Annotated in this window: 15 protein-coding genes; 2 read left to right on the plus strand and 13 right to left on the minus strand. The window is 72.6% G+C overall.

All coding sequences use genetic code 11. The features are described from left to right. Positions 1–116: 116 nt before the first annotated feature. From WME76_RS09440 to WME76_RS09465, 6 genes are all read right to left on the minus strand, one after another. The gene (locus WME76_RS09440) at positions 117–1,226 is read right to left on the minus strand and encodes a hypothetical protein (RefSeq protein ID WP_437959827.1); all 1,110 of its coding nucleotides are present in this window, start codon (positions 1,224–1,226) and stop codon (positions 117–119) included. 259 nt (positions 1,227–1,485) lie between these two features. Then, positions 1,486–2,967 carry a thrombospondin type 3 repeat-containing protein gene (locus WME76_RS09445; protein WP_437959828.1) on the minus strand — a complete coding sequence of 494 codons (1,482 nt, stop codon included), beginning with the start codon at positions 2,965–2,967 and terminating at the stop codon, positions 1,486–1,488. A gap of 65 nt (positions 2,968–3,032) precedes the next feature. Then, the gene (locus WME76_RS09450) at positions 3,033–4,454 is read right to left on the minus strand and encodes a hypothetical protein (protein ID WP_437959829.1); all 1,422 of its coding nucleotides are present in this window, start codon (positions 4,452–4,454) and stop codon (positions 3,033–3,035) included. Next, complete coding sequence (locus WME76_RS09455; RefSeq protein WP_437959830.1) at positions 4,454–5,494, minus strand: hypothetical protein; 1,041 nt, start codon at positions 5,492–5,494, stop codon at positions 4,454–4,456. Before WME76_RS09455 ends, WME76_RS09450 begins: the two co-directional genes overlap by 1 nt. 71 nt (positions 5,495–5,565) lie before the next feature. Next, a complete protein-coding gene (locus WME76_RS09460; protein ID WP_437959831.1) occupies positions 5,566–7,218 on the minus strand; it encodes an FAD-dependent oxidoreductase in 1,653 nt (550 codons plus the stop codon). Positions 7,219–7,372: 154 nt separating this feature from the next. Next, the gene (locus tag WME76_RS09465) at positions 7,373–8,641 is read right to left on the minus strand and encodes an endonuclease/exonuclease/phosphatase family protein (RefSeq protein WP_437959832.1); all 1,269 of its coding nucleotides are present in this window, start codon (positions 8,639–8,641) and stop codon (positions 7,373–7,375) included. Positions 8,642–9,121: 480 nt separating this feature from the next. On the opposite strand from WME76_RS09465, the gene WME76_RS09470 reads away from it, so the two are divergent. After that, a complete protein-coding gene (locus tag WME76_RS09470) occupies positions 9,122–11,002 on the plus strand; it encodes a PE-PGRS family protein (RefSeq protein ID WP_437959833.1) in 1,881 nt (626 codons plus the stop codon). Positions 11,003–11,159: 157 nt separating this feature from the next. Here WME76_RS09470 and WME76_RS09475 read toward each other — a convergent pair whose 3' ends face one another. Continuing rightward, the gene (locus WME76_RS09475) at positions 11,160–11,546 is read right to left on the minus strand and encodes a KGG domain-containing protein (RefSeq protein ID WP_437959834.1); all 387 of its coding nucleotides are present in this window, start codon (positions 11,544–11,546) and stop codon (positions 11,160–11,162) included. Positions 11,547–12,723: 1,177 nt separating this feature from the next. Here WME76_RS09475 and WME76_RS09480 point away from each other — a divergent pair. Next, on the plus strand, positions 12,724–13,749 hold the full coding sequence (locus WME76_RS09480) for a phosphatase PAP2 family protein (protein WP_437959835.1): 1,026 nt from the start codon (positions 12,724–12,726) through the stop codon (positions 13,747–13,749). A gap of 118 nt (positions 13,750–13,867) precedes the next feature. On the opposite strand, the gene WME76_RS09485 is transcribed toward WME76_RS09480, so the two are convergent. From WME76_RS09485 to WME76_RS09510, 6 genes are all read right to left on the minus strand, one after another. Next, on the minus strand, positions 13,868–15,820 hold the full coding sequence (locus WME76_RS09485) for an ABC transporter ATP-binding protein (protein WP_437959836.1): 1,953 nt from the start codon (positions 15,818–15,820) through the stop codon (positions 13,868–13,870). A 112-nt stretch (positions 15,821–15,932) separates the two neighbouring features. After that, positions 15,933–16,265 (minus strand): 4Fe-4S binding protein, encoded by a 333-nt coding sequence (locus WME76_RS09490; RefSeq protein ID WP_437959837.1) that lies wholly within the window; start codon positions 16,263–16,265, stop codon positions 15,933–15,935. Then, entirely contained in the window at positions 16,262–17,884 is a 1,623-nt protein-coding gene (locus WME76_RS09495) for an FAD-binding protein (protein ID WP_437959838.1), read from the minus strand. Before WME76_RS09495 ends, WME76_RS09490 begins: the two co-directional genes overlap by 4 nt. A gap of 289 nt (positions 17,885–18,173) precedes the next feature. After that, positions 18,174–19,409, minus strand: coding sequence for a hypothetical protein (locus WME76_RS09500; protein WP_437959839.1), 1,236 nt, complete (start codon positions 19,407–19,409; stop codon positions 18,174–18,176). 622 nt (positions 19,410–20,031) lie between these two features. Continuing rightward, positions 20,032–20,673, minus strand: coding sequence for a hypothetical protein (locus tag WME76_RS09505; RefSeq protein ID WP_437959840.1), 642 nt, complete (start codon positions 20,671–20,673; stop codon positions 20,032–20,034). 366 nt (positions 20,674–21,039) lie between these two features. After that, positions 21,040–22,041, minus strand: coding sequence for a metallophosphoesterase family protein (locus tag WME76_RS09510; protein WP_437959841.1), 1,002 nt, complete (start codon positions 22,039–22,041; stop codon positions 21,040–21,042). Positions 22,042–22,218: the final 177 nt, after the last annotated feature.

Below are 22,218 nucleotides of genomic sequence, written 5' to 3' on the forward strand. Positions count from 1 at the left end.
ACACCACAGGCACACAGCGAGCACAGAGGAGCGTGATCACAGCTCCTCATGTCTCCTGCGTTCCTCGTGGTTCGCTCCCCGCCCCCGAATCCAGGGAGAAAACGACGGATGAAACGTCAGTTCACAACGGGCTGGCAGCAGCCGGTGATACAGTAGTGGTCCGACGCACAGGGATCCTGGCCAGCGAGCCCGCACGGCTGGACCCCCGGCGCGCACTGGCCCCCGGAGTCGCCGCCGGACCCGCTGCCGCCGGTCCCGGGCGCGCCGCCGGCTTCGCCGCCGCCAGCGCCGGCGCCGTCGCCGCCGGCGCCGCTGCCGCCAGCGCCGGTGCCCGTCTCGAAGCAGTCGGCGGGGAGCGTGTCCTTGCCGAGGCACAGCTCGCAGCGGCCGCAGTGGTTGAGGCAGGCGTCGACGGGGGTGCAGGGCTCGCAGCGGCTCGGGTCGGAGATGCCGTCGCGTGAGCACGAGCCTTCGCCGGTACCGTCGGCGTCCGACCCGAGCCAGACATAGAGGCCGCTGCCGGCGGGCAGCTCGCAGCAACCGAAGCAGTCGCAGCCGTTCGGCGTGAGCGGACCGCAGGTGTCGTGGCAGACGTCGGACTGCTCCATGTCGAGCTCGCTACAGCTCCTGCCCTGGGCGCCGGGTGTCGAGGCCGCCGCGTTGTAGGCGCACATCGTCCCGTTGATGGACTCGGGGTGATAGCCGGGCGCGACCTCGTTCGGATCGCACTGGTGGTTCCAGTGACAGTCGTCGTTGCCCGATCCGGAGTCCTGGTCGAAGTAGCAGTCGACGGTGCACGCCGGCCCGGCCTGGCCGGGGATCCCGCCGTAGTAGCTGTCCTCGGTGTTGTCGCACGCGCCGAGGCAGTCCGGATCCTGCGAGTCGAGGAGCCCGTCGTCGTCGTTGTCGATGAGATCCCCGCACTGGTACGTCTTGCCCTGGCACATGACGATGGTCGTCGGGGTCGGGATCACGCCGCCGCCCGCCGTGCCGGTGCCGGCTCCAGCCCCCCCACCGCCACTCGCGCTGCCGCCGCCGCTGGCGCTGCCGCCGCCGCTGGCGCTGCCGCCGCCGCTGGCGCTGCCGCCGCCGCTCGCGCTGTCCCCGGCGCCCGCGCCGCCGGACGGGGCGGCGCCATCCACGGCGCTGTCGCTGCAGCCGGCGCCGAGGGTGAATCCGAACAGGGTGGTCAGGAGTGAAAAAGAGAGCGGCAGAGCAGGGCGCATGATGTCTCCGGATGTGGCGCCGGCGCTCCCATCCCCAGCGCGGGCTGCGGAGCGGCGTTCCGGCGCGTTCAGCCAGAGCAGTTACACCGCCGCAACGCCACGGCTCACGAAAATGCACGACGGTGAGTCGGCAGAGCCCGCCCGCATCCGGAGCTGGCCGTGGGGCGACAACCCACCGTGTGTTTCAGGGAGCCACGGAGAGGGCTATCTCTCTATCTTTCCCTCTCCCGTGTCGTCTCTGGTGTCGTGGCGGTTTCCTTCACCTTCGTCGGGACGCCCACCCGGAACGCCGGACGAGGCCCAGCGCGGCCGCGAGGAGCGCCGCGAGGCCGACGGGCGCGCCGCTGCCGCCGCCGCGCTGGAACGCGCACACAAGGCCGGATGAGACCTCCGGCTCCGTCGGGTCGGCGCCGCCCGCGCCGCTCCCGTCGCAGGCGTCGCCCGTCCCGTCGGCGTCGCCGTCGGCCTGATCCGCGTTGGCGACGCGCGGGCAGTTGTCGTCGCCGTCCGGCACGCCGTCGTCGTCGTCGTCCTCGTCATCGACGTCGCACGCGTCCCCCTGATCGTCGTCGTCGCCGTCGGCCTGATCGGGGTTCGCGACCGCGGCGCAGTTGTCCGACGCGTCCAGCACGCCGTCGCCGTCGTCGTCGTCGTCGCACGCGTCCCCCTGCCCGTCGCCGTCGCTGTCGGCCTGATCGGGGTTGGGCTCCTCGTCGCAGTTGTCCGCCGCGTCGGTCAGGCCGTCGCCGTCCGCGTCGTCGCAGGCATTCCCCACCTGGTCGTCATCGGAGTCCGTCTGATCGGGGTTCGGCGCGTCCGGGCAGTTGTCCGCGTCGTCCGCGATGCCGTCGCCGTCGCGGTCGACGTCGGCGGCGAGGTCGCACGCGTCGCCGCGGCCGTCGTCGTCGCCGTCGGCCTGGTCCTGGTTCGACACGTGCTGGCAGTTGTCCTCCGCGTCCGGCGCGCCGTCGTTGTCGTCGTCGTCGTCGCACGCGTCGCCGAGCTCGTCGCCGTCCGTGTTCTCCTGGAACAGGTTGGGCACGACAGCGCAGTTGTCTTCCCAGTCGACAATGCCGTCGTCGTCGCTGTCCGGATCGCAGGCGGTCCCGATGCCATCGCCGTCCGTGTCCTCCTGGTCCGGGTTCGGATCCGCCGGGCAGTTGTCCTCCGCGTTGAGCAGCCCGTCGCCGTCAGCGTCGATGTCCGGCTCGCAGAAGTCGCCGATGCCGTCGGCGTCGCCGTCCTCCTGGTTCGGATTGCGCGTGGTGGGGCAGTTGTCGCAGGCGTCACCGTGCTTGTCGTCGTCCGCGTCCTGCTGGAGCGGGTTCGCCACAGCGGGGCAGTTGTCGACGTCGTTGGCGAGCCCGTCGTCGTCGTCGTCCGCTCCGGTCGCGTTGTCGTCGCACAGGTCGCCGATGCCGTCGCCATCGGCGTCGGCCTGGTCATCGTTCGACGCGACAGGACAGTTGTCGTCGGCATCGATGACGCCGTCGTCGTCGTCATCCTCGTCGCAGGTGTCGCCGACGCCGTCCCCCTCCGTGTCCCGCTGGTCCGGGTTCACCGCGACAGGACAGTTGTCGCAGTCGTCGCCGAGGCCGTCTTCGTCCGAGTCCCGCTGGTCCGGATTGGCCACGACAGGGCAGTTGTCGTTCGGATCGGCGACCCCGTCGAGATCGGTGTCGTCCTCCGCCCACACCGTCGCCGGCACGAGCAGCGCCATCAGGCCTGCCGTGAGCCCCACCCTCCACCGCCGACCGCGCGACCTCACGCCCCATGTCCCCGCACGCTTCATCGCGCCTCCGTCCTTCATGGCGACAGCTTCGTCACGAACACGTCCGTGCCCTCGCCGCCCTCGAGCTGCTTCTCGCCGAACCGCACGTTCCCGGTGAACGCGCCGGTCACGAACACCTGCCGCTCCCGGTCGACCGCCACGCCGGTCGCCCGGTCCGCGCCCGACCCGCCGAAGCGGTGGCTCCACCGGTAGCCGCCCTCGGGATCGAGCTTGGCCACGAACACGTCGTCGTCGCCCGCGCTCTCCACCGGCCCGCCCGCGAGCGCGGCCTCCCCGCGGAACCCGCCGACGACGAGCACGTCGCCCGTCCCGTCGACGAGGAGCTGACCCAGCGACGCGCCCCGCTCGCCGATGACCCGGCTGTAGCGGTGCTCGCCCCGCGGACCGAGCTTGGCCACGAACACCGCCTCCCGCGCCTCGGCCGTCCGGGGGCCCCCGCCGAGATCGATCGTGCCGCCGAACTCGCCGCCCACGATCACGTCGCCCGCCCCGTCCACCGCCACGGCCCGCGCCCGCTGCAGCCCCGCGTCGCCGAAGCGCTGGCTCCAGCGGTGCTCGCCGAGCGCGTCGAGGCTCGCCACGAACACGTCGAGATCCCCGGCGCTCTCCAGCGGCTCGCCGCCGAGGTCGAGCGTCCCGCCGAAGTCGCCGACGACGACCGCGTTGCCGTTCTCGTCCACCGCCACGGCGCGCGCCTGCTGATCGAAGCCGTCGCCGAACCGCCGGCTCCAGAGCGGCGCCCCGTCGGCGTCGAAGCTCGCCACGAACACGTCGCTGCCGCCGGCGCTCTCGAGCCGATCCCCGCCGATCGTCAGCACGCCCGAGAAGCGACCCGCCACGACGATGCGCCCCGTCGCGGTCGCCGCCACCCCCGTCGCCGCCTGGAAGCCCCGGCCGCCGAGCGGCTGCAGCCACAGCTCCCGCCCCTCGGCGTCGAGCCGCGCGACGTAGCCGTCCCGCCCGCCGGCGCTCGTCCGCGGCGCGCCGCCGAACGCCAGCGTTCCGGAGAACTCCCCCGCGACCAGCAGGCCCTCGTTCCCGTCCGTCGCGAGCGCGTTCACGATCTGCGGGTCGAACGCCCCGAAGCGCTTCAGATCGAGCCCCGCCCCGTCGTCGGCCGCGAGCCGCGCCCAGAAGACGTTCTCCACGCCGATCGGGGTCACGCTCCGGTCGTCGAGCGCCACGCCCTCCGCCGCGGTGAGCCTGCCGAGGAGCGCCGCGGCGCGGTCGTCGGCCACGGCCACGCTCGCCCCCGCCAGCTCCCCGTCGCCCCCGAGCGCGCGCGCCCACTGCACCTCACCGCCCGACGGCGGCGCGCCGCCCCCCGCGCCGCCGGCGCCCTCGGGACCCGGCAGGCTGAGCTCCGGCGCGCACCCGAGCGCCGCCCAGCCGAACGCCGCGCCGGCCGCAGTCAGGCGAGATTTTTGTGCCCACATCAGAAAACTCCCTGCCAGATCACGCCGCGCGTGGTGGGGGTGACGAGCGGCACGAGCGACGCGGCCCGCTCGGCGCCCGCGGCGCCCGCCCCGGGCCGCAGGAGGATGCCGCCCACGGCCGCGCCGACGCCGGCGAGCCCCACGGCGCCGAGGGTCAGCGACAGGCCCAGGCTCCGGTTCCAGCGCGCCCGGAGCGCCTCCATGCTCTCGAAGTCGTGGACGCGCCGGTCGCACACGGAGCCGGGGCAGTCCTTCTCGACCCTGTCGCGCGCGGCCGCGTGGTCGATCGCGAACGCCACGCTGCCCCCGAGCGCCGCGAGCCCCACGCCGCCCGCCGCCCACGCCCACAGCGGCACCGGCGCGCGGGGCTCCGCCGGCGCGCCCGCGGGCGGGGGCTCCACGCCGCCGGGCGCGGGCTCCGTGGCGCTCCCCGGGACGAGGGCGATGCGGACCTCCACCGGCGCGCGCTCCGCCTCCTTCAGCGTCACCTCCTGCCGCTCGGTCCGGAAGCCGGGCGCCGTCACCACCACCTCGTGGCGACCCGGGTTGAGCTTGCGGGGGTAGGGCAGCGCCGCGCGCGGGATCGGCTGGCCGTCGACCCGCGCCTCGATCCGGTCGAGCGACGCGCCCTCGACGCGCAGCACGAGCGACGGGATGCGCGCCTCGAGCTGCTCGACGAGCGCCGCGGCCGCCGCCCGCGCCTGCGTGAACGCCGCGGGCTCCTCCTTGCCGAGGGGCAGGTGGACGACCTCGTACGCCGTCTCCCGGGCCTCGATCAGCCGGCCGAGCGCCTCGTCGGCGCGCGCCAGGTCGAGCCCCGTCGTGGGGACGCGCACGAGCGCGTGGGCCGCCTGGAAGTCCTCGCGGGCGCCGGCGACGTCCCCGGCGTCGCGCTTCTTGCGCCCCTCGATGAGGAGCGTCCGCGCTGTCTGACGATCGGCCGCCGTGGGCTCGGCCCGCGCCGGGAGCGCCCCGGCCACCGAGAGGACAGCCAGGGCTATGCCTGCGGCGCGGGAGGCGCGAGGGCGGAGCAAACGCATGTCATCACCAAGCTGCCGGGACCGCCCCGGACCACCCGGTCATGCTCGCACGCCGCTCGCGCGGGGGTCAATCAGGTGGCCGGGCGATTCTGAGGCACGGACACGGCCGATACAGGGACGGGGACGACCTCCGGCGCCCGCGGCGGCGTCACGGAATCGCCAGCGCCCGCGGGCGCCTCGACCGGCTCGGCCGGCGCGAGATCGGCCGTCGCGGGGCCGCGGAGCACCCGGCCCATCGCATCGAAGCGCGCGCCGTGACAGCGGCAGTCCCAGCTCCGCTCCGCGGGATTCCACGACACGACGCCGCCGAGGTGAGAGCACATGGCCGACATCGCGTGGAGCTGCCCCTGCGGATCGCGGTAGACGGCGAGCTTCTTCAGGCCCCTGCGCACGACCGCGCCGGAGCCCGGCGCGATGTGCGCCGCGTCGTCGACATCGCCCTTGCCGAGCCACGAGGCGTACTGGCACGCGACGTTGAGGTTCTCCTTCACGTACTCGGAGACCGCGGCCAGGCTGAGGTTCACGCGCGTGGGATCGAAGACCGACGCCAGCGGGTTGTCGCGGCCCTGCACGAGATCCGAGATCACGAGCCCGGCGATCGTCCCGTGGGTCATCCCGTTGCCGCAGTCGCCCGTCGAGATCAGGATGCGCGAGCCGCTCTTGACCCGGCCGATGTAGGCGAGCCCGTCGACCGTCTCCATCACCTCGCCGGACCAGCGGTGCAGCACCTCGCCGGCCTGCGTGAAGCGCTCCCTCGCCCAGGCCTCGAGGCGCGCGTGGCGCTGGTCCGCGTCGCTGGCCTGGCCCGTCTTGTGGTCCTCGCCGCCCACGATGAGCACCTCGTCGGGGCCGTCGGCGCCGTCGACGTTGGCCAGGCGCACGTAATGGAACGGATCGGCCGTGTCCCAGTAGAGGCCCGGCGGGACGGCGCCTCGGGGCATGCGCAGGCCGATGACGTACGTCCGGTAGCCGGCCTGCTTCATGTGCACGCTGATGCGGGGGATGAACGGCGAGTTCGTGGCGAGCACGGCCTCGCTCGCGACGATCTGGCGCCCGCGGGCCGTCTTGACGACGACCTTGTGAGGCTCCGCGTCCTCGTCGACGTCGGTCACGTGCGCCAGGGTGTAGAGCTTGCCGCCGTCGCGCTCGATCGCCCGCGCGAGCCCCGCGAGGTACCGGCGGATATGGAACTGCGCCTGATCGGGGAAGCAGACCGCGGGCCCGGTGTCGAAATCGAGCAGCGGCGCCCGGTCGACGTAATGGACCGAGCCGAGCCCGGCGCGGTGCGCCGCCTCGATCTCGTCGCGGAGCGTGCTCGGGGGCGACCCCGGGGCCGTGTAGAGATAGCCGTGCACGCGCCGGAAATCGCAGTCGATCTCCTCCTCCTTGACGATCCGCTCGATGGTGTCGATCGCCGCCGTGTGGCCCCGCGCCGCGCGGCGCAGGTGGCCCGCGCTGTGGAGCTTCGCGAGCGACGCCCAGCGCCTGTCGAGCGCGTGGGTGATGTGCGCGGTGGTGAGCCCCGACTCGCCGCCGCCGACCGCCCCGTTGTCCAGGACGACGACGCGCTTGCCCGCCTTCGCGAGGAGATACGCCGTCGTCAGCCCGGCGATCCCGGCGCCCACCACGCACACGTCCGCCGTGTGATCGGCCGCGAGGGGGGCCATCGGTGAGATGACAGCGTGGGTCCAGACGGTGTTCTTGTCGTAAGCTCGCTCCGTCATAATGTCTCCACGGGTGGACGCCGAGGGCTGCACCCCGGCGCCGGTTCATCGGTGATCGATCGTATCCGTCGTGTCCGTCGGTGGTGGTGTCGGTCGTCGCGATCGTGTCAATCGCCTCCGGAGAGGCGTCGTGAAGGAGAGACAACCCCGCGCGTCACGAGTCGCGCCTCGACAGCGTGACCAGCAACCCGTAATGGTCGGAGAAGCCGCTCTTCACCTTCTTCTTGCCGGCCTCGATCGTGAGGCTCGAGCGCATGATCTGGGTCCCGGACACCTGGCCCTCGAAGCCGCGCAGGAGGACGTGATCGATGAGGAGCCCGCGGGTGCCCTTGCCGCCGTCGAGGGGATTGTCGAAGCAATACGTGCACTTCGCGTCCTCCTGGGACGCGTAGTGGTTCACGAACCCGCGCGCGAGCAGCCGATCGTAATGGGCGGGCAGGCGCGCCGAGATCGAGGGCGCTATCGCGGGGCCGGTGTTGAGATCGCCGAGGAGGAGCGTCGCGCCGCGGCCGCCCGTCTTCCGGTCCACGTAGGCGAGGAGCGCGTCGATCTGCGCCGACTGGTCCTTCTGCCATGACGTGTTGCGGGGGTGCGGGACGCCCTCCAGGCTCGCCGTGAGGTGGGTGCAGAAGACGTGGAGCTCGCCGATCGACGGGGGTGAGAGCCGGGTATAGAGCACGGCGCGGCGATCGATCGCGGACGGGAGCACGAGCGAGTCGCGCTCGAGGATCTCGGCGTTCGTCAGGACGGCCGTGCCCGAGGCCCCGGAGTAGGCCTCCGGGGCCGTCGCGCCGCCGGCGCGCGCGGGGGGACGCACGCCGGCGGCGCTCTTCGGTTGCGTGCGAACGCACGCTTGCGCAAGCTCGTCAGGCCCCTTCCGCGGGTTCGCGGCGAGGCAATTGAAGCAATCGGGCGACAGGCTGGTGAGCCTCGCCGAGCAGCTCTGGAGGAGGCACGGCAGCAACGCGTGCTGGGTCAGGCCGGCGCAGCGCTGCGCCGCGCACGCCACGAGCGGATCGGTCTCCTGCCTCGAGCACCCTCCGTCCTCGTGGCCAGGGGGCAGCCGGAACGTGCCGGGCAGGGTGCTGGACGTCGCGGCGACGAGCTTCTGCCAGTGCTCCTCGAGCCAGAACTCCTGCACGCAGAGCAGGTCGACGGGCTGCTCGGCGAGCGCGCGGATCAGCGGCTCCGCGCGCTCGTCCACGTACTTCAGCACGCCCATCGCGAGCCCGCCGTTGTAGGTGGCCACGCGAAATGGCGTCGCTGGCTTCGGCCCGACGCCCTCGCGCGCCGCGCCCTCCGGCGCCGCGGCCTGCGGCGGGGCGCCGCCCTCCGGCGCGCCGGCGCTCTCCCGCGCGCGGCCCTTGTCGCCGCCGCAGGCGAGGAGCGCGAGCGCGCAGAGGAGCGTTGCGCTCCGAAGCAAGGCCTTCCGCATCAGGCTGCTGGACTATGCAGGTGGCGTACCTCGCTTCATTTCAAGCGAGGCGGGGCGCAATCGGCGAGGAGTCGCCGCGCGGCAGGGACAATCGGGGTGAGGCATTCCGCCACGATGGGGCAGGCCTGCACTGCGCGTGGGCGTGCGAGGTCGACGCGCGGCCGCGAGCCAGCGGCGCTGCGCGCAGGCGCGACGCTCGCGCGAGGCCGGAGCGCGCAGCGGGGTAAGGGCGATCGCCGCTGTCGCGGCGCGCGCTCGGGGCGGACGCGAAAGGTAGCAGGATGTCGCTCAAAATTGCCCAGGCACCAGCTTGATTCGATCCGCGCACACGCGTACTCCAGCCTTTGCGGCACGGCGGATGAGGAGGTTCGAAAGCCCACAGCGGCGGGCAGCGAACCCTGGCTCCACCGAACCCCCCGCGGCGGGGGCTCCTCGTCGATGCATGGAGGAAGAATGAAAGAGCACTTCGTGACGAAAGTGGCCCAGCTCGCTCTCCTGACGAGCATGGGGCTGCCCCTGGGCTGCGACGGCTGCGACTCGGACCCTGGGGGCGGCACCACGGCGTCCTCGAGCAGCGCCGGAGGCGCCGGCGGGGAGGGCGGCGAAGGCGGCGCGGGCGGGCAAGGCGGAGCCGGAGGCGCCGGCGGGCAAGGCGGAGCCGGAGGCGCCGGCGGCAGCAACGAAGGCGGCGCTGGCGGACAAGGCGGAGCCGGAGGCGCCGGTGGGCAAGGCGGAGCCGGAGGCGCCGGTGGGCAAGGCGGAGCCGGAGGCGCCGGCGGGCAAGGCGGAGCCGGAGGCGCCGGCGGCAGCGGCGAAGGCGGCGCTGGCGGTCAAGGCGGATTCGCGGGCACCGGCGGGCAAGCTGGCGTCGGGGGCGCCGGGGGAAGCGGCGAAGGCGGGGCTGGCGGCACGGGCGGCAGCGGCGGCGGCGAGCCGCCCGCGTTCCTCGGAGAGGCCCTCTGGGGGATCGGCGCCGGCGACCAGGAGAACGACCGCGTCGAGGCGATCGCGTCGGATCAGGACGAGAACATCGTTCTCGTCGGCGGCTTCGAGAAGGCGGTCAACTTCGGTGGAGAGGGCGATGGCCTGGTGAGCGAGGGCCGCCACGATGTCTTCGTCGTGAAGCTCGACGCGGCGGGCGGCCACCTCTGGAGCAGGCGTTTCGGCGATGGAGCCGATCAGTACCCGTTCGCGGTGGCGACCGACTCGAGCGGCAACATCGTTGTTGCCGGCGAGTTCCAGGGGACCCTCAACTTCGGCGAGGACCCGAGCACCGCGCTCGTGAGCGCCGGCGGGCGGGATCTCTTCGTCGCCAAGCTCGACGCCGAGGGCAATCACCTCTTCAGCAAGCGCTTCGGCGACGCGCTCGATCAGTACGCCACCGCCGTCGCCGTCACGGGCGACGACGAGATCGTGATCCTCGGCGTCGCGAACGGCAGCATCGACTTCAGCGAGGACGCCGGGGCCGCGCTCACGGGCACCGGCGACTCCAACGCCGTCGTCGCCAAGCTCGACGCCGACGGCGGTCACCTCTGGAGCAAGCGCTTCGGATCGATCGACAGCTGGCAGCGCTTCCGCAGCATCGCTGTCAGCGACTCGGCCCTCTACGCGACCGGCGCCTTCGGCGGCATCCTCGAGATCGACGGCGCGGTCGTGGAGAGCTCCACCGAGGGCGAGGCCTCCGGCGCGGGCGGCGGCGGCGGTGAGCCGATTTACGGCATCGACGGACTGGTCCTCCGGCTCGACCTCGCCTCGGGCGGCCTCGTCTGGGCCAGCCCGCTCGGCGGCGCGGGCGAGCAGTTCGCGAAGCTCGTGAGCCTCGGCATCGACGGCAACCCCGTCGTGGTCGGCAACTACGGGGCGGCGTTCCGGGTCGGGACCACGGACATCGAGCTCTCCGCGCCGGGGGAGTACGACCTCTACCTCGCCCGGCTCGACGCCGAGTCGGGCGCGCCGCTCGCCGCGCGCGGGCTGCCGTCCACGGGCGACGAGTTCGTGTGGGGCCTCTCCCAGGATCCCTGGGGCAACCACGTGCTGAGCGGCTACTTCACCGGGTCGCTGGCGCTCGGCGGGGAGCCGATCGCTGTCGGCGCGCCTGCGTCGGGCGACGCGTTCGTCGCCAAGCTCACCCCGGACTTCTCCGAGCCGCTGTGGGCCGACGTCTACCGGGATCAGTTCTACTCGTTCATCACGGCCCAGGCCGTCACGGCCAGCGGCAACACCGTCGTTGCCGGCCTCTTCTTCGGCGAGCGGATCGAGCTCGGCGGCGGCCTCTCCGCCATCGAGCACAGCGCGCCCGCCCGGGACCTCGACAACGGCGACGTCTTCGTCGTGACCGTGTCCCCGTAGCGCCCCGGCCAGCGCGGCGCGCGGCCGCGCCCGGGCGGGCCACCCGGACCACCCGACCCCCAGAACGCCAAGGGCGCCAGGAGACCGCAGGGGTCGATTCCCCTGCGTCCCCGGCGCCTCAGGTGAGGGGCGCTGACATCAGCGCGGCCTCGGCGGCTCAGTGGCTCTGCTGGCCAGCGTTCGCGTGCTGCTCGTGGCTGCTGCTGCGCTCGCGTTGCTCGTCCTCGCGCTCCGGCTCGTTCTGGGGGTTGTTCGAGCCGTCGCCCCGGGCCTCGCCGCCCTTGCGGCCGATCTGGGCCATGTGGCTGCGGTTCTGGCTCACGGCCGCGCCGCCCTTGCGGCCGATGGCGGCCATGTGCTCGCGGTTCTGGCTCACGGCCGCGCCGCCCTTGCGGCCGGCCGCGCGGGCCTCCTCGGAGCTGAACTCGTGGGCCGTGCCCTTCTGATGCGCGGCCTTGCCGCCCATGCTCGCGATGGCGCGCTGCTGCTTCTCGTCCATCGCCGCGAACCCACGACTGCTGCTCTGGTTCTGTTGCTGTGCCATGACATGTCTCCTTGGTGTCTGGGCGCATCGTTCAGCACGCTCCCAGGGCAACCCACGCGCAGCTCCCCGCGATCTCCGCTGAACGATGTCGGCAACCCGGGTAACTGCAACGTGGATGCCATGGAGAAGAAGCCATGGACAGAGGCCTCTTCTCCTCGGATCCGGCGCGGCGACCCTGGATTTCCGCCGGGAGCTCGCCGTCGTCCGGGACGCGCAAATGGCGCGTCGATCCGCAAGAACTCCCGGCGCGCGCGGGCGCGCTCCGGCGCAGGGGGGGGGCGGCGGCTCCGCGGGAGCGCGCTGCTCAGCCTGGCCGATACCGATTTTCCAGGCCTGGATCCGCCGCGCGGCAGACTGCCCCACCACGGATGAGCGCACGCACCATCGCGCCCCGTCGCCCGCGGGAGCAGCCCTGATCCGCGGAGAGCGGACGCGATCCGGCTCAGGACATCGAGCGCTCATTCGTCTGACCTCCAACGGTCTCGGTGGCGTCGACGTGCCGGCGGGCCGCTCCGCGCGACGTCGTGTCAAGCCCCTTGACGGGCTGGACCGTGTGCGCTCCGCCGCGTCCCCGGCCTGCGTTCTCGCGGGCGCCGGACGTCACCGTGAGCCAGGCGCCATCGTCGGCGGGACGCCATCGTCAGCGGGGGCCCTCGAGGAGCCGCTCGCGCGACCCCGGCGTCGACCCGTCGAGAGCGAATACCCCAGCTCCCGTATCAACACGCTTGACGACACGCCGTTCGTGCTCTCCACGCGTTGAACGCGGACTGGCGCGGTCGGTAGGTACGGCAGAGGCACCCAGGGATGCGACCCGGCGAGCGCGCAGATTCTGCGCGTCCGCGGGGCGCGGCGGCGCGGCGTCGGAACGCGGAAGCGCAGGGGGACGCGTAGCGTCTGCGCCGCTGCGTCGCCGGGTTCGCAGGCGCGCGGGCCGCGCGGAGGGGCCTCGCCTCGCGCCCGCGCTCGGCATGCCCGCGGGGCGCCGTCTCGCGAGGGGGCCGATCCCGATCGCGGGCGCGTCCCGCGGCTGTCAACTTGCGCGCAGAAGCCCGTCAAAAACTCGACGTGCGCGTGGCCTCCGAGTTGCTGTGATGTCAAGGGAACGCCACACGTGGTACAGAGCGGCGGGGCTCGAGCTGCCAACGCGCGCACCACGCCATCCCTGGAACATTCCCCCATGCACGAGAGGCTTACAACGGATTGTGGTAAGGTGGCCGGCCCCCGCGGCTTGTTCGACGTGGAGCGCGCGGGCGCGCTCTGGAGGGACGCGGTGCGCGGCCTGGTCGCCGTGTTCTCCCTCCACGACCTGATCCTCATCGGCTATCTCGTCGCGACGACGATCTGCCTGCTCTTCGCGCCGCCGAGCGAGGTGCAAGCCCAGTGCGTTCACCGCAATCTGGCCGGCATCGCCGGCATGGTGTCCCTCTGCGTGTTCGCGCGGCGCGCGACCTTCGTGGCCCCCCTCCTCCGGAGCATCGTTTACCGGCTCTCGCTCGTCGGCGCCTTCCTCCTCAACTACCTGTCGCTCCGGACCATCCTGCCGACGGTGCGGAGCGACAACCTCGACGCGGAGCTGCTCCAGCTCGACTTCCTGCTCTTCCGCATGGAGCCGGCGCTCTGGATGGAGCGCTTCAATACGCGCCCCATCGTGGAGTGGTTCTCGTTCTTCTACTTCAGCTACTTCTTCATCTGCTTCCTCTCGATGCTGCTGGCGGTCTGGGTCGCCCGCCCCGGCCGCGGAACGAGCGAGTACGCGGTCGGCACCTCGCTCGTCTACTGCATTGGACAGCTCGTCTACATGGCGGTCCCCGCCTATGGTCCCATCAAGGCGCTGCAGCACCTCTATCAGGGGCCGCTCGACGGCGGCTTCTTCTGGGGCGCCGTGAGCAGCGTCGTTCAGGCCGGCGGCGCGATGAAGGACGTCTTCCCCTCGCTGCACACGGCGGGGCCGCTCTGGTTCGCCCTGTACGCGTTCCTCCGCGCCCGCACCGACCGGCGCCTGTTCTGGCTGGCCGTGGTGGCGGCGTTCTTCTCGTTCAACATCATCATCTCCACCATGCTCCTCCGCTGGCACTACGCGGTGGACGTTGTCGCCGGCGTCGCGCTGGCCACGGGCGTCGCGTGGCTCACGCCGCGGCTCGTCCGCTGGGAGGAAGGCGTCCGCGAGCGCATGGACCTGCCGCAGCCGTGGAGCTTCAAGTAGCGCGCACCACCCCGTGCCGGCGCGCTCTGCCCCCGCGCGCCAGGCGCCGGGAGCGCTGACCTCACGGAGCCGGCCTCGGCCTGGCTCCGCGAGCACGCGGGCCGACGCTGCCAGGGCCTCAGGCGAGCGGGGCCTCCCACGCCTTCAGCGGCGCGGCCAGCGGCCGGCCGTCGGCGCGCCCGTCCGCGCCATCAACCGCCGGCTGCGGCCGGGGCGCTTCATGAAAGCGGACCGGCGGCGCCTCGACCGCCGCCGGCTCGTCGGCGGCGCTCTCCGGCAGGAAGCCGTCCGACTGCTTGCTCCAGAGCCGCTTGTACGCGCCGCCCCGGGCGAGCAGCTCGGCGTGGGTGCCGTCCTCGATGATCCGGCCGTTGTCGAACACAAGGATGCGGTCGAGGTGGACGACCGTCGAGAGGCGGTGGGCCACGACGAGCACCGTCTTGCCCTTCATGACCCCATCCAGCGTGTCCTGAATGGCCTTCTCGGTGATCGAGTCGAGGCTCGACGTCGCCTCGTCGAGGAGGAGGATCGGCGCGTCCTTCAGGATGACCCGCGCGATGGCGATGCGCTGGCGCTGGCCGCCGGAGAGCTTGACGCCGCGCTCGCCGACCATCGAGCGATACCCCTCCTTCATCTGCGCGATGAACCCGTGCGCGTGCGCCTTGCGCGCGGCCTCGACGACCTCCTCGTCGGTCGCGTCGAGGCGGCCGTAGCGGATGTTCTCGAGGAGCGTCCGGTGGAACAGGCTCGGATCCTGCGGGATCAGGCTGATCTGCGCGTGGAGCGCGTCCTGCGTCATGTCGCGGATGTCCACGCCGTCGATCACGATCTGGCCGGCGTCGATCTCGTAGAGGCGGAGCAGGAGGCTGACGAAGGTCGATTTGCCGGAGCCGGAGAAGCCGACCAGCCCGACGCGCTGGCCGCGCGGGATCGTGACGTCGAGCCGCTCGAAGATCGGCTGATCGGGCGTGTAGCCGAAGGACACGCTCCGGAGCTCGATGTGGCCGCGCTCGATCTGCGGCGCGACGGCCTCGGCGCGGTCGACGAGCTCGTGGGAGCGGACGATGGTGTTCACCCCGTTCGCCACGTTGCCGACGAACTCGAAGAACTCGAGGAAACGACGGCTGAGGTTGCGCGCCTCGTTGATGATGAGGAGCGACAGGCTCGTCGCCATGACGAACTCGGCGACGCCGATGTCGCCGCGCTGCCAGAGCCGGAGCGCCTGGTACAGCGTGCCCACCTTGAGCAGCGCGGCCGACGCGAACTGGAACCACCGCACGCGCTCGGAGTACCAGTTCGACCGGCGCACGGCCCGGAGCTCCCGGGCGAGCTGCTCGTCCAGGTACTCGCGCTCGAAGCCGAACCGGGCGAAGAGCCGCGCGCTCGTGAGGTTCGTGACCGAGTCGACGAGCTTGCCCGTGGTCTCGCTCCGCGCGGCCGCGGCGCGCACAGCGTGCGGCTGGCAGCGGGTCGCGAGCCAGTACGAGACGCCGACGAACAGGACCGCCCAGATCGACACGAGCGCCGCGAGCTCCGGGTGCGCGCGGTAGAGCAGGCCGATCGAGACCGAGAAGACGATGGCGATCGGCCAGAAGTCGAACAGGACGGCCCACAGCGTCTGCGAGACGCCCATCGACGTCTCGCTGATCCGGTGGGCGAGCGCGCCGGCGAAGTTGTTGCTGAGGTACCGGTGGGAGTGGTGCTGGAGGTACGCGTAGAGATTGCGGGTCACGTTCTGGCGCTGCCACGGCCCGACCAGGATCTGGCAGAGCCCGGCGACGCGGCTGAACAGGAACTCGCCCACGATGAGCGCGACGAACAGCGTCAGGGCGCCGCGGAGCTCGCCCGTCAGCGCGGCCCGGCCGGCGCTCGACTCCTGCGTCACCCCCTTGATGACCTGCCCGACGGCGTAAGGGATCATGATCCCGAACGACGCGTGGGCCGACTCGAAGACGAACATCGCCAGATACCACGCGCGGTAACGACCGACGAAGTGGACGATGAAGCGGAGCGGCGTGTCCGGGAGCGACGGCGCGCCCGGGGCGCGTTGCAGCGAGGTCTTGATTTCCACCGTATTTCCTGGGCGCCGAGCGCGCCCTCATGAGCCGACGGGTCGTTGCCCTCCAGCGGCCTTCGCCCCGCGCAGGGGAGGGCGCCGGCGCGGGAGCGTCACGCGATGTTCATTACCCGGCCGTCACGGCGCGGAACCGGAACGTGGGGTCGCGGTCCGTGCCGCCCGGCCGCGCGGCGCGCCACCCGAGGTGGTGCGCGTAGCTCCCCAGGCGGCCGTCGCGCTCGAGCCGCTCCTCCGCGACGGCCTCGTGGCGCTCGGCCAGGGGGCTCACGTAGAGCGCGTCGGTCGGGCAGTAGAGCTCGCACATGAAGCAGGTCTGGCAGTCGTCCTGGCGCGCGATGAAGGGCGCCTCGCCGGGCCTCGCCTCGAAGACGTTCGTGGGGCAGACCTTGACGCAGAGGTTGCAGTCGATGCAGCGGGCGTCGCTCAAGAGCTCGATCATGCGAGATCTCCTCCAGGGTGCGGCGGGTGAGGGGGCCGGCGCGGCTCGACCCATATGGACGAGAGTCCGCCGGTGATGAGGCAATGCGCCTGGCCGGGATCGGTGTCCGGCAGGTCGGTGCGCTGGTGCAGGCCGCGCGACTCGGCGCGCGCGAGCGCGCTGCGGTAGCAGAACCGCGCGGTGGCGAGCAGCGCGGCCGCCTCGCGCGCCCGGATCTGCGCGACGCCGGCGGCGTGGAGGTGCGCGCTCGCGTCGCGCCACGCGCCGTCGAGCCGCTCGACCGACGCCGCCAGCCGGTCGCCGCGGCGGAAGAGGTTCTTGTCGAGCGGCAGCGCCTCCTCCTGGACGAGGCCGATGACCTCCCTCGGGCCGAGGCCGCCCGCTGTGCCGGTCGGCCGGAGGCCGACGGTCCCGGCGGCGCGCGCGGCCCTCGTCTCGGCGCGGTCGCCGAGGCGCTCCGCGAAGCGCGCCGCGGCGCGGCCCGCCCAGGTGCCGCTCGAGATCGCCCAGGCCGCGTTGGGGCTGCCGCCTCCGCTGGAGGCCCCGACGATGAGCTCGCGCGAGGCCGCGTCGCCCGCGGCGTAGAGCCCTGGGACGCTCGTGGCGCACCCGTCGTCGACGACGCGGATCCCGCCGCTGCCGCGCACGGTGCCCTCCGAGCGCAGCGTGATCGGGAATCGCTGCTTGAACGGATTGATGCCGAGCCGGTCGTGCGGCAGAAAGCAGTTCGGCTGCCCGTCGCGCAGCCAGCGCTGGATCTCGGGGCCGGCGCGATCGAGCACCGCATAGACCGGCCCGCGGCGGAGCGCCCTGGCCACCGCGAGCATGCGATTGCCGCGGGTGTCGATCGGCTCGCCCGACTCGGCGGTGAAGGTCGCCCAGAAATAGGGGAGTCCCTTGGTGACCGAGGCGTACGCCGGGCTGATCCCGTACTGCGCGGAGAACTCCATGCCGGAGAGCTCGGCGCCCACCTCGGTGGCCATCAGGTAGCCGTCTCCCGTGTTGACGTCGCAGCCGAGCGCCTTGCTCAGGAACGCGCAGCCGCCGCTGGCCAGCACCACGGCGCCGGCGCGGACGCTCCAGGCGGCGTCCTGCTGGCGGGAGTAGCCCTGCGCGCCGGCGACGACTCCGTCGCTCACGAGCAGCTCGAGGGCAGGGGAGTGGTCGAGGATGCGGACGCCGGCGCGCCGGAGCTGCCGGCGCAGGAAGTACATGTAATCGGGGCCGCGCAGGTTGGCGCGGTATTGAAGGCCGCTGTCGTCCAGCGGGAAGGGATAGCCCCACGCGGCGAGCTGGTTGATCTGCTCCCAGGTCGCGTCGAGGACGCGCGCCATCCACTCGCGGTGGGCGAGCCCGCCGCTCCGCGCGAACCTCGCCTCGATCGCGCGCTCGCGCGCGGCGCCGTCGGGCGCCACGTACCAGGCGCCGGTGTTCGCGGGGGCCGTGGCGCCGGAGGTGCCGCAATACCCCTTGTCGACCAGCACGACGCTGCGCGCGCCGCTCGCGACAGCCCCGAGCGCGGCCCACGCGCCGGCGGGGCCGCCGCCGATCACCAGCACGTCGGCGAGGTCGTCGGTCCGGGAGGCGAGGGGAGGAGACAGCGTTGCAGGGGTGCTCATCGGGGATCCGCCGCGGCGGGCCCAAGCACCAATCGGGCCAGGGGGGTTGTCAGCGTGGACGCGCGGCGGGGGGCTCCGTTGCTGCCTCAGCAGCAGCCGGGTGGTGATCGGCTGCTGCGGCGCGCGCAGGACAGGCTCGGCGCCGCGGGAGGCCGCGCCGGTGCGATCGTCCGTGCCGGTCGTGGCGGGCTGCCGGCGTGCGCAGCGGATCGCGCCGCTCGGCGCCGGTCAACGGCGGGAAGCTGCGGGCGTGCGGCGGGTGGGCGGAGAGATCGCCGTCATGGAAGCCCTACATCGCGCAGAAGGGCTGCCACTGGCAGTCCGGATCGCTGCAATCGGCGAGGCCGTCCGCGTCGTCGTCGTAGCCGTTGCTGCAGGCCACGTCGGTGTCCTCTGGCGACCATGTGCAGGAGGGCTGCCACGCGCATTCCGGATCGCTGCAATCCGCGTACCCGTCCGCGTCGTCGTCGTAGCCGTTGCTGCACGCCGCGTCGTTGTCCTCGCGCACCGGTATGCAGTAGGGCTGCCACTGGCATTCGGGATCGCTGCAATCCGCGTAGCCGTCGCCATCGTCGTCGTAGCCGTTGCTGCAGGCCACGTCGGTGTCCTCGCGATACGGCGCGCAGAAGGGCTGCCACGAGCATCCGGGGTCGCTGCAATCGGCGAGGCCGTCACCGTCGTCGTCGTAGCCGTTGCTGCAGGCCAAGTCGGTGTCCTCTGGCCACCACATGCAGTAGGGCTGCCACTGGCATTCGGGGTCGCTGCAATCGGCGAGGCCGTCGGCGTCGTCGTCGTAGCCGTTGCTGCAGGCCGCGTCGGTGTCCTCGCGCCACTGTGCGCAGTAGGGCTGCCACGAGCAATCGGGGTCGCTGCAATCGGCGTAGCCGTCGCCGTCGTCGTCGTAGCCGTTGCTGCAGGCCACGTCCGTGTCCTCGCGCGGCGCGCAGAAGGGCTGCCACTGGCAATCGGGGTCGCTGCAATCGGCGTAGCCGTCGCCGTCGTCGTCGTAGCCGTTGCTGCAGGCCACGTCGGTGTCCTCGCCCAGCGGCGTCGTGTCGTCGACCCCGATGACGATGTCGAGCGTCCCATAACCGAGGGAGACGTTATCGTCGTCCGCCCGGAACTGGAACGCGACCGTCGACGTCGCGCCGTCGTTGATGAAGACCGGCGTCGGATTCGCCGACGTCAGGGCCGCCGGAACGACCTGGTAACCGGAGCCGGTCCACCGCTCGAGGAACCAGCCGGGCTCCAGATACACGTCATAGCGACCGACCGGCAGCACCTCCGTGAGCACCGTGGTGTCGCCGTCTCCACGGAGGACCCGGTTCGTCGGACCGTAGAGATCAAACCACGCGTTGGACAGGCGGTACGTCGCGCCCGTGGCGCTGGTCCCGACGAGGGCGAGGCTGATCGAGCCGACATCGGACGCCTGCTCGGCGCTGTCCGGCGCCTCCGCTCCACAGCCCACCGGGATCGTGAGAGCCGCCAGCATCGAGCACACGAAGAATTGTCGCAAGTGTCTCATGATGACTTCGTATCAGAGACGCTCGCGCATGAAAAGCACGTCCTGCGAATGCACGATGGCCGCGCGCGGTCGATGATGGCGCGGCTCCGTGGCCGCGGCGCGCCGGCATCGCGCATTCGCCTGTCCTCGCCGGCCGGCGACGACGGGCGTGTGTCGGCGCGTGTCGTGAACGCGCGCGATTTCGTGCGCTTTCGTTACCTCACGCGTCGAAGCGAATCCCGGTCATCCGGCATTGGACGTGCGGCACCTCAAACCCATGGGTCTGTAATGTTACAGTCATGTCGCAAGCGGGCGCTGCGCTCGCGGCGGGTGGAGGGTTCCGGCGGCCCAGCGAGAGGATTGGGCGATGCGCTGACGGGGGATCGACGGACTGCCTGATCAAGGCCGGGGCGCTCTTTCGATGCGCGAGCAACCACGGGCTGTTCCGGACGGGATAACCCGCGACGGCAGACCTCCCGATCAGGACCGTGGGATGGAAGAACGAGGGCTCCGGCACCAGCGGAGGTATCTGGACCTCCGTGCATGGCGTGCGGAGGGTGACGTGATGGCGGGCGCGGCTCGGCCGTGACGAAAGGTCACCTCGGAGCCCCCCGGTGGCGCGGCGAGGCCGCGCCTCGGCTGATCAAGGGAGCTCGCCGCCCTCGACCCAGCTTCGGAGCGTCTCGTGCTCGGCGGCGGTCAGGCACTTGGCGTTGCCGGCGTCCCGCGCCGGGTCGCCGGTGCACCCGGCCATGCCGGCCGGCATGGAGCCGTCGAGCACGCGCTTGAGAGAGCACGCGCCCTTGGAGAGACCCTCTCCCTCGCATGCCCTGAAGTCTGCGTCGAGCTGCGAGGACTCGTAGTCGATCTTGAAATCGCCGGCAGGCATCGCACCCGAGGTGTGGCAGGGCGCGCAGCGCGCCGTGAGGATGGGCTCCACGTCGGCCCACGCCGCGGCGTCCGCGGGCGCGCCGCCCTCGCCGCCGCTGCCGCCGTCACCGCCGACCGTGCCGCCCGCGCCGCCGTCGCCGCCGACCGTGCCGCCGGCGCCGCCGTCACCACCGCCCGTGCCGCCGGCGCCGCCGTCGCTGCCGCCGGCGCCGGCGCCGCCGTCACCGCCGCCCGTGCCCGTGCCGCTCGTGCTGGTGCTGGTGCTGGTGCTGGTGCTCGTGCTGGTGTTCGCCGAGCTAGAGTTCGAGTCGTCGTCGCCGCAGGCCGCGAGACCGACGAGCAGCGCGGCGGTGGTCGTGAGCATACGGATCTGGGTATTTCGCATCAAGAGCATGCGGCACGCATATGCGACCCTGGCGCCGCTGGCAATTCCCGTGGCATTCGTCGCGAGAAATTACGCCTATCACCCTGAACGATTACAGCGCCACTTGTCCCCTCCCGGTCACCCGCGCGTCCGCCCAGGGCCCTGTCCGCACGTCGGCCAGCGGCTCCTCTCTGGCCTGCTCGCGAGGCGCGCGGGCTGGATGAGCGACGAACCCAGGCGACGGCAGGAGCGGCATCTACAAGGTCATCGCGGCTTTCATCGCACCTTCCACCCTCTTCGCCCTCGCCCAGCGCGTCTTCGCCGGCGACTACGCTGTCGGCCGCGTCCAGGTCATCGAATCGCCGCGGGCGCCGCTCGGGCGGGCGCGGCCGCTCCTCAGGGCGCCGGCCAGGGAATCGTGAAGTGGTCGAGGGCGGCGGCCTCGCTGCCGCCCTTGGGGAGCCCCCGGACCTCGACCGCGAGGCCCTCGGGGGCGGGCGAGATCAGCAGAAAATGAAAGGGGCGGAGCGCCGCGCCGCGGGCGAGATCGTCGGGGTGGCGGCGGGCGGCGCCCTGGGCCAGCGCTGCCCGGGGGCCGCCGCCGCCGCCGGCCACGATGAAGAGCTTTCCGCCGCGCTGGAAGCGCTCGTGGTTGTGCACGTGGCCGCTGATCAGCGCCAGCGCCTTCCGGGAGCGGAGGAGGGGCGGGACGATGTGGCGCTGGACGTGGGGCTCATCGCCCGTGACCGTGCTGTTCGTGTAGGGCGGGTGGTGCGCGAGCACCAGCGCCGCGCGCGCTGAAGGATCGGCGTCGAGGCGGCGGAGCGCGCCCTCGTACCAGCGGATCTGGGCGTCCCACGCCGCGGGGGTGAGCTCGTCGATGTTGCTGTCGAGGACCACGACGCGGATGGATCCATGGGCGACCTCGTACCAGCGCCGCCCGCCGAGGTGCGGGAAGCGCGCGAAGAGGTGGCGCTCACCGCCTCCGCCGCACCAGTACTCGTGGTTGCCGAACGCGGCGAACACCGGGATCCCGGCGTCGCGCACCGGCGCCATCAGGGCGTCGAGATCGGCCCAGTGCCGCGCCGAGCCGCCGTCGAACACCAGGTCGCCGACCACGAACACGGCGTCGGGGCGAGCGGCGGCGAGCGCCTGCACCAGCGCGGCGCGCTCGGGATCGTTCGACTCGCGCCAGAACTCCAGGGCCGAGGTGCGCTGCAGATCGGCGATGACGGCGATGCGGCCGCTCGTGGGCCGCAGCGGCACATCGAGGCTGCCCGCGAACCGGCGCGGCGCGGGCAGCGGCGCGCACGCGGCGAGCAGCGCGCTCCCGGCGGCGAGGAGCGCGGCCGAGCAGCCGAGGCGCGGGCGGCGAAGGGAGGTGGCGACAGGCATCATGGCTGGAGGTGTCTCCCGCGGTCCATGGTCATGGCGTTGAGCCCGGTTCGTCGCGCAGCGCGGGGAGGGGGGTCGCCTGGGGGGCGTTGGCGGGAGCCCCGGCGGACAGCGAGCGCGGCGAGCCGGAGGTGGCGGCGACGGAGGCGGGGAGGCGCGCGGCGGCGCTGGGCAGGGAGC

It is taken from the genome of Sorangium sp. So ce119 (assembly GCF_051524405.1).
Lineage (GTDB): Bacteria > Myxococcota_A > Polyangia > Polyangiales > Polyangiaceae > Sorangium > Sorangium cellulosum_G.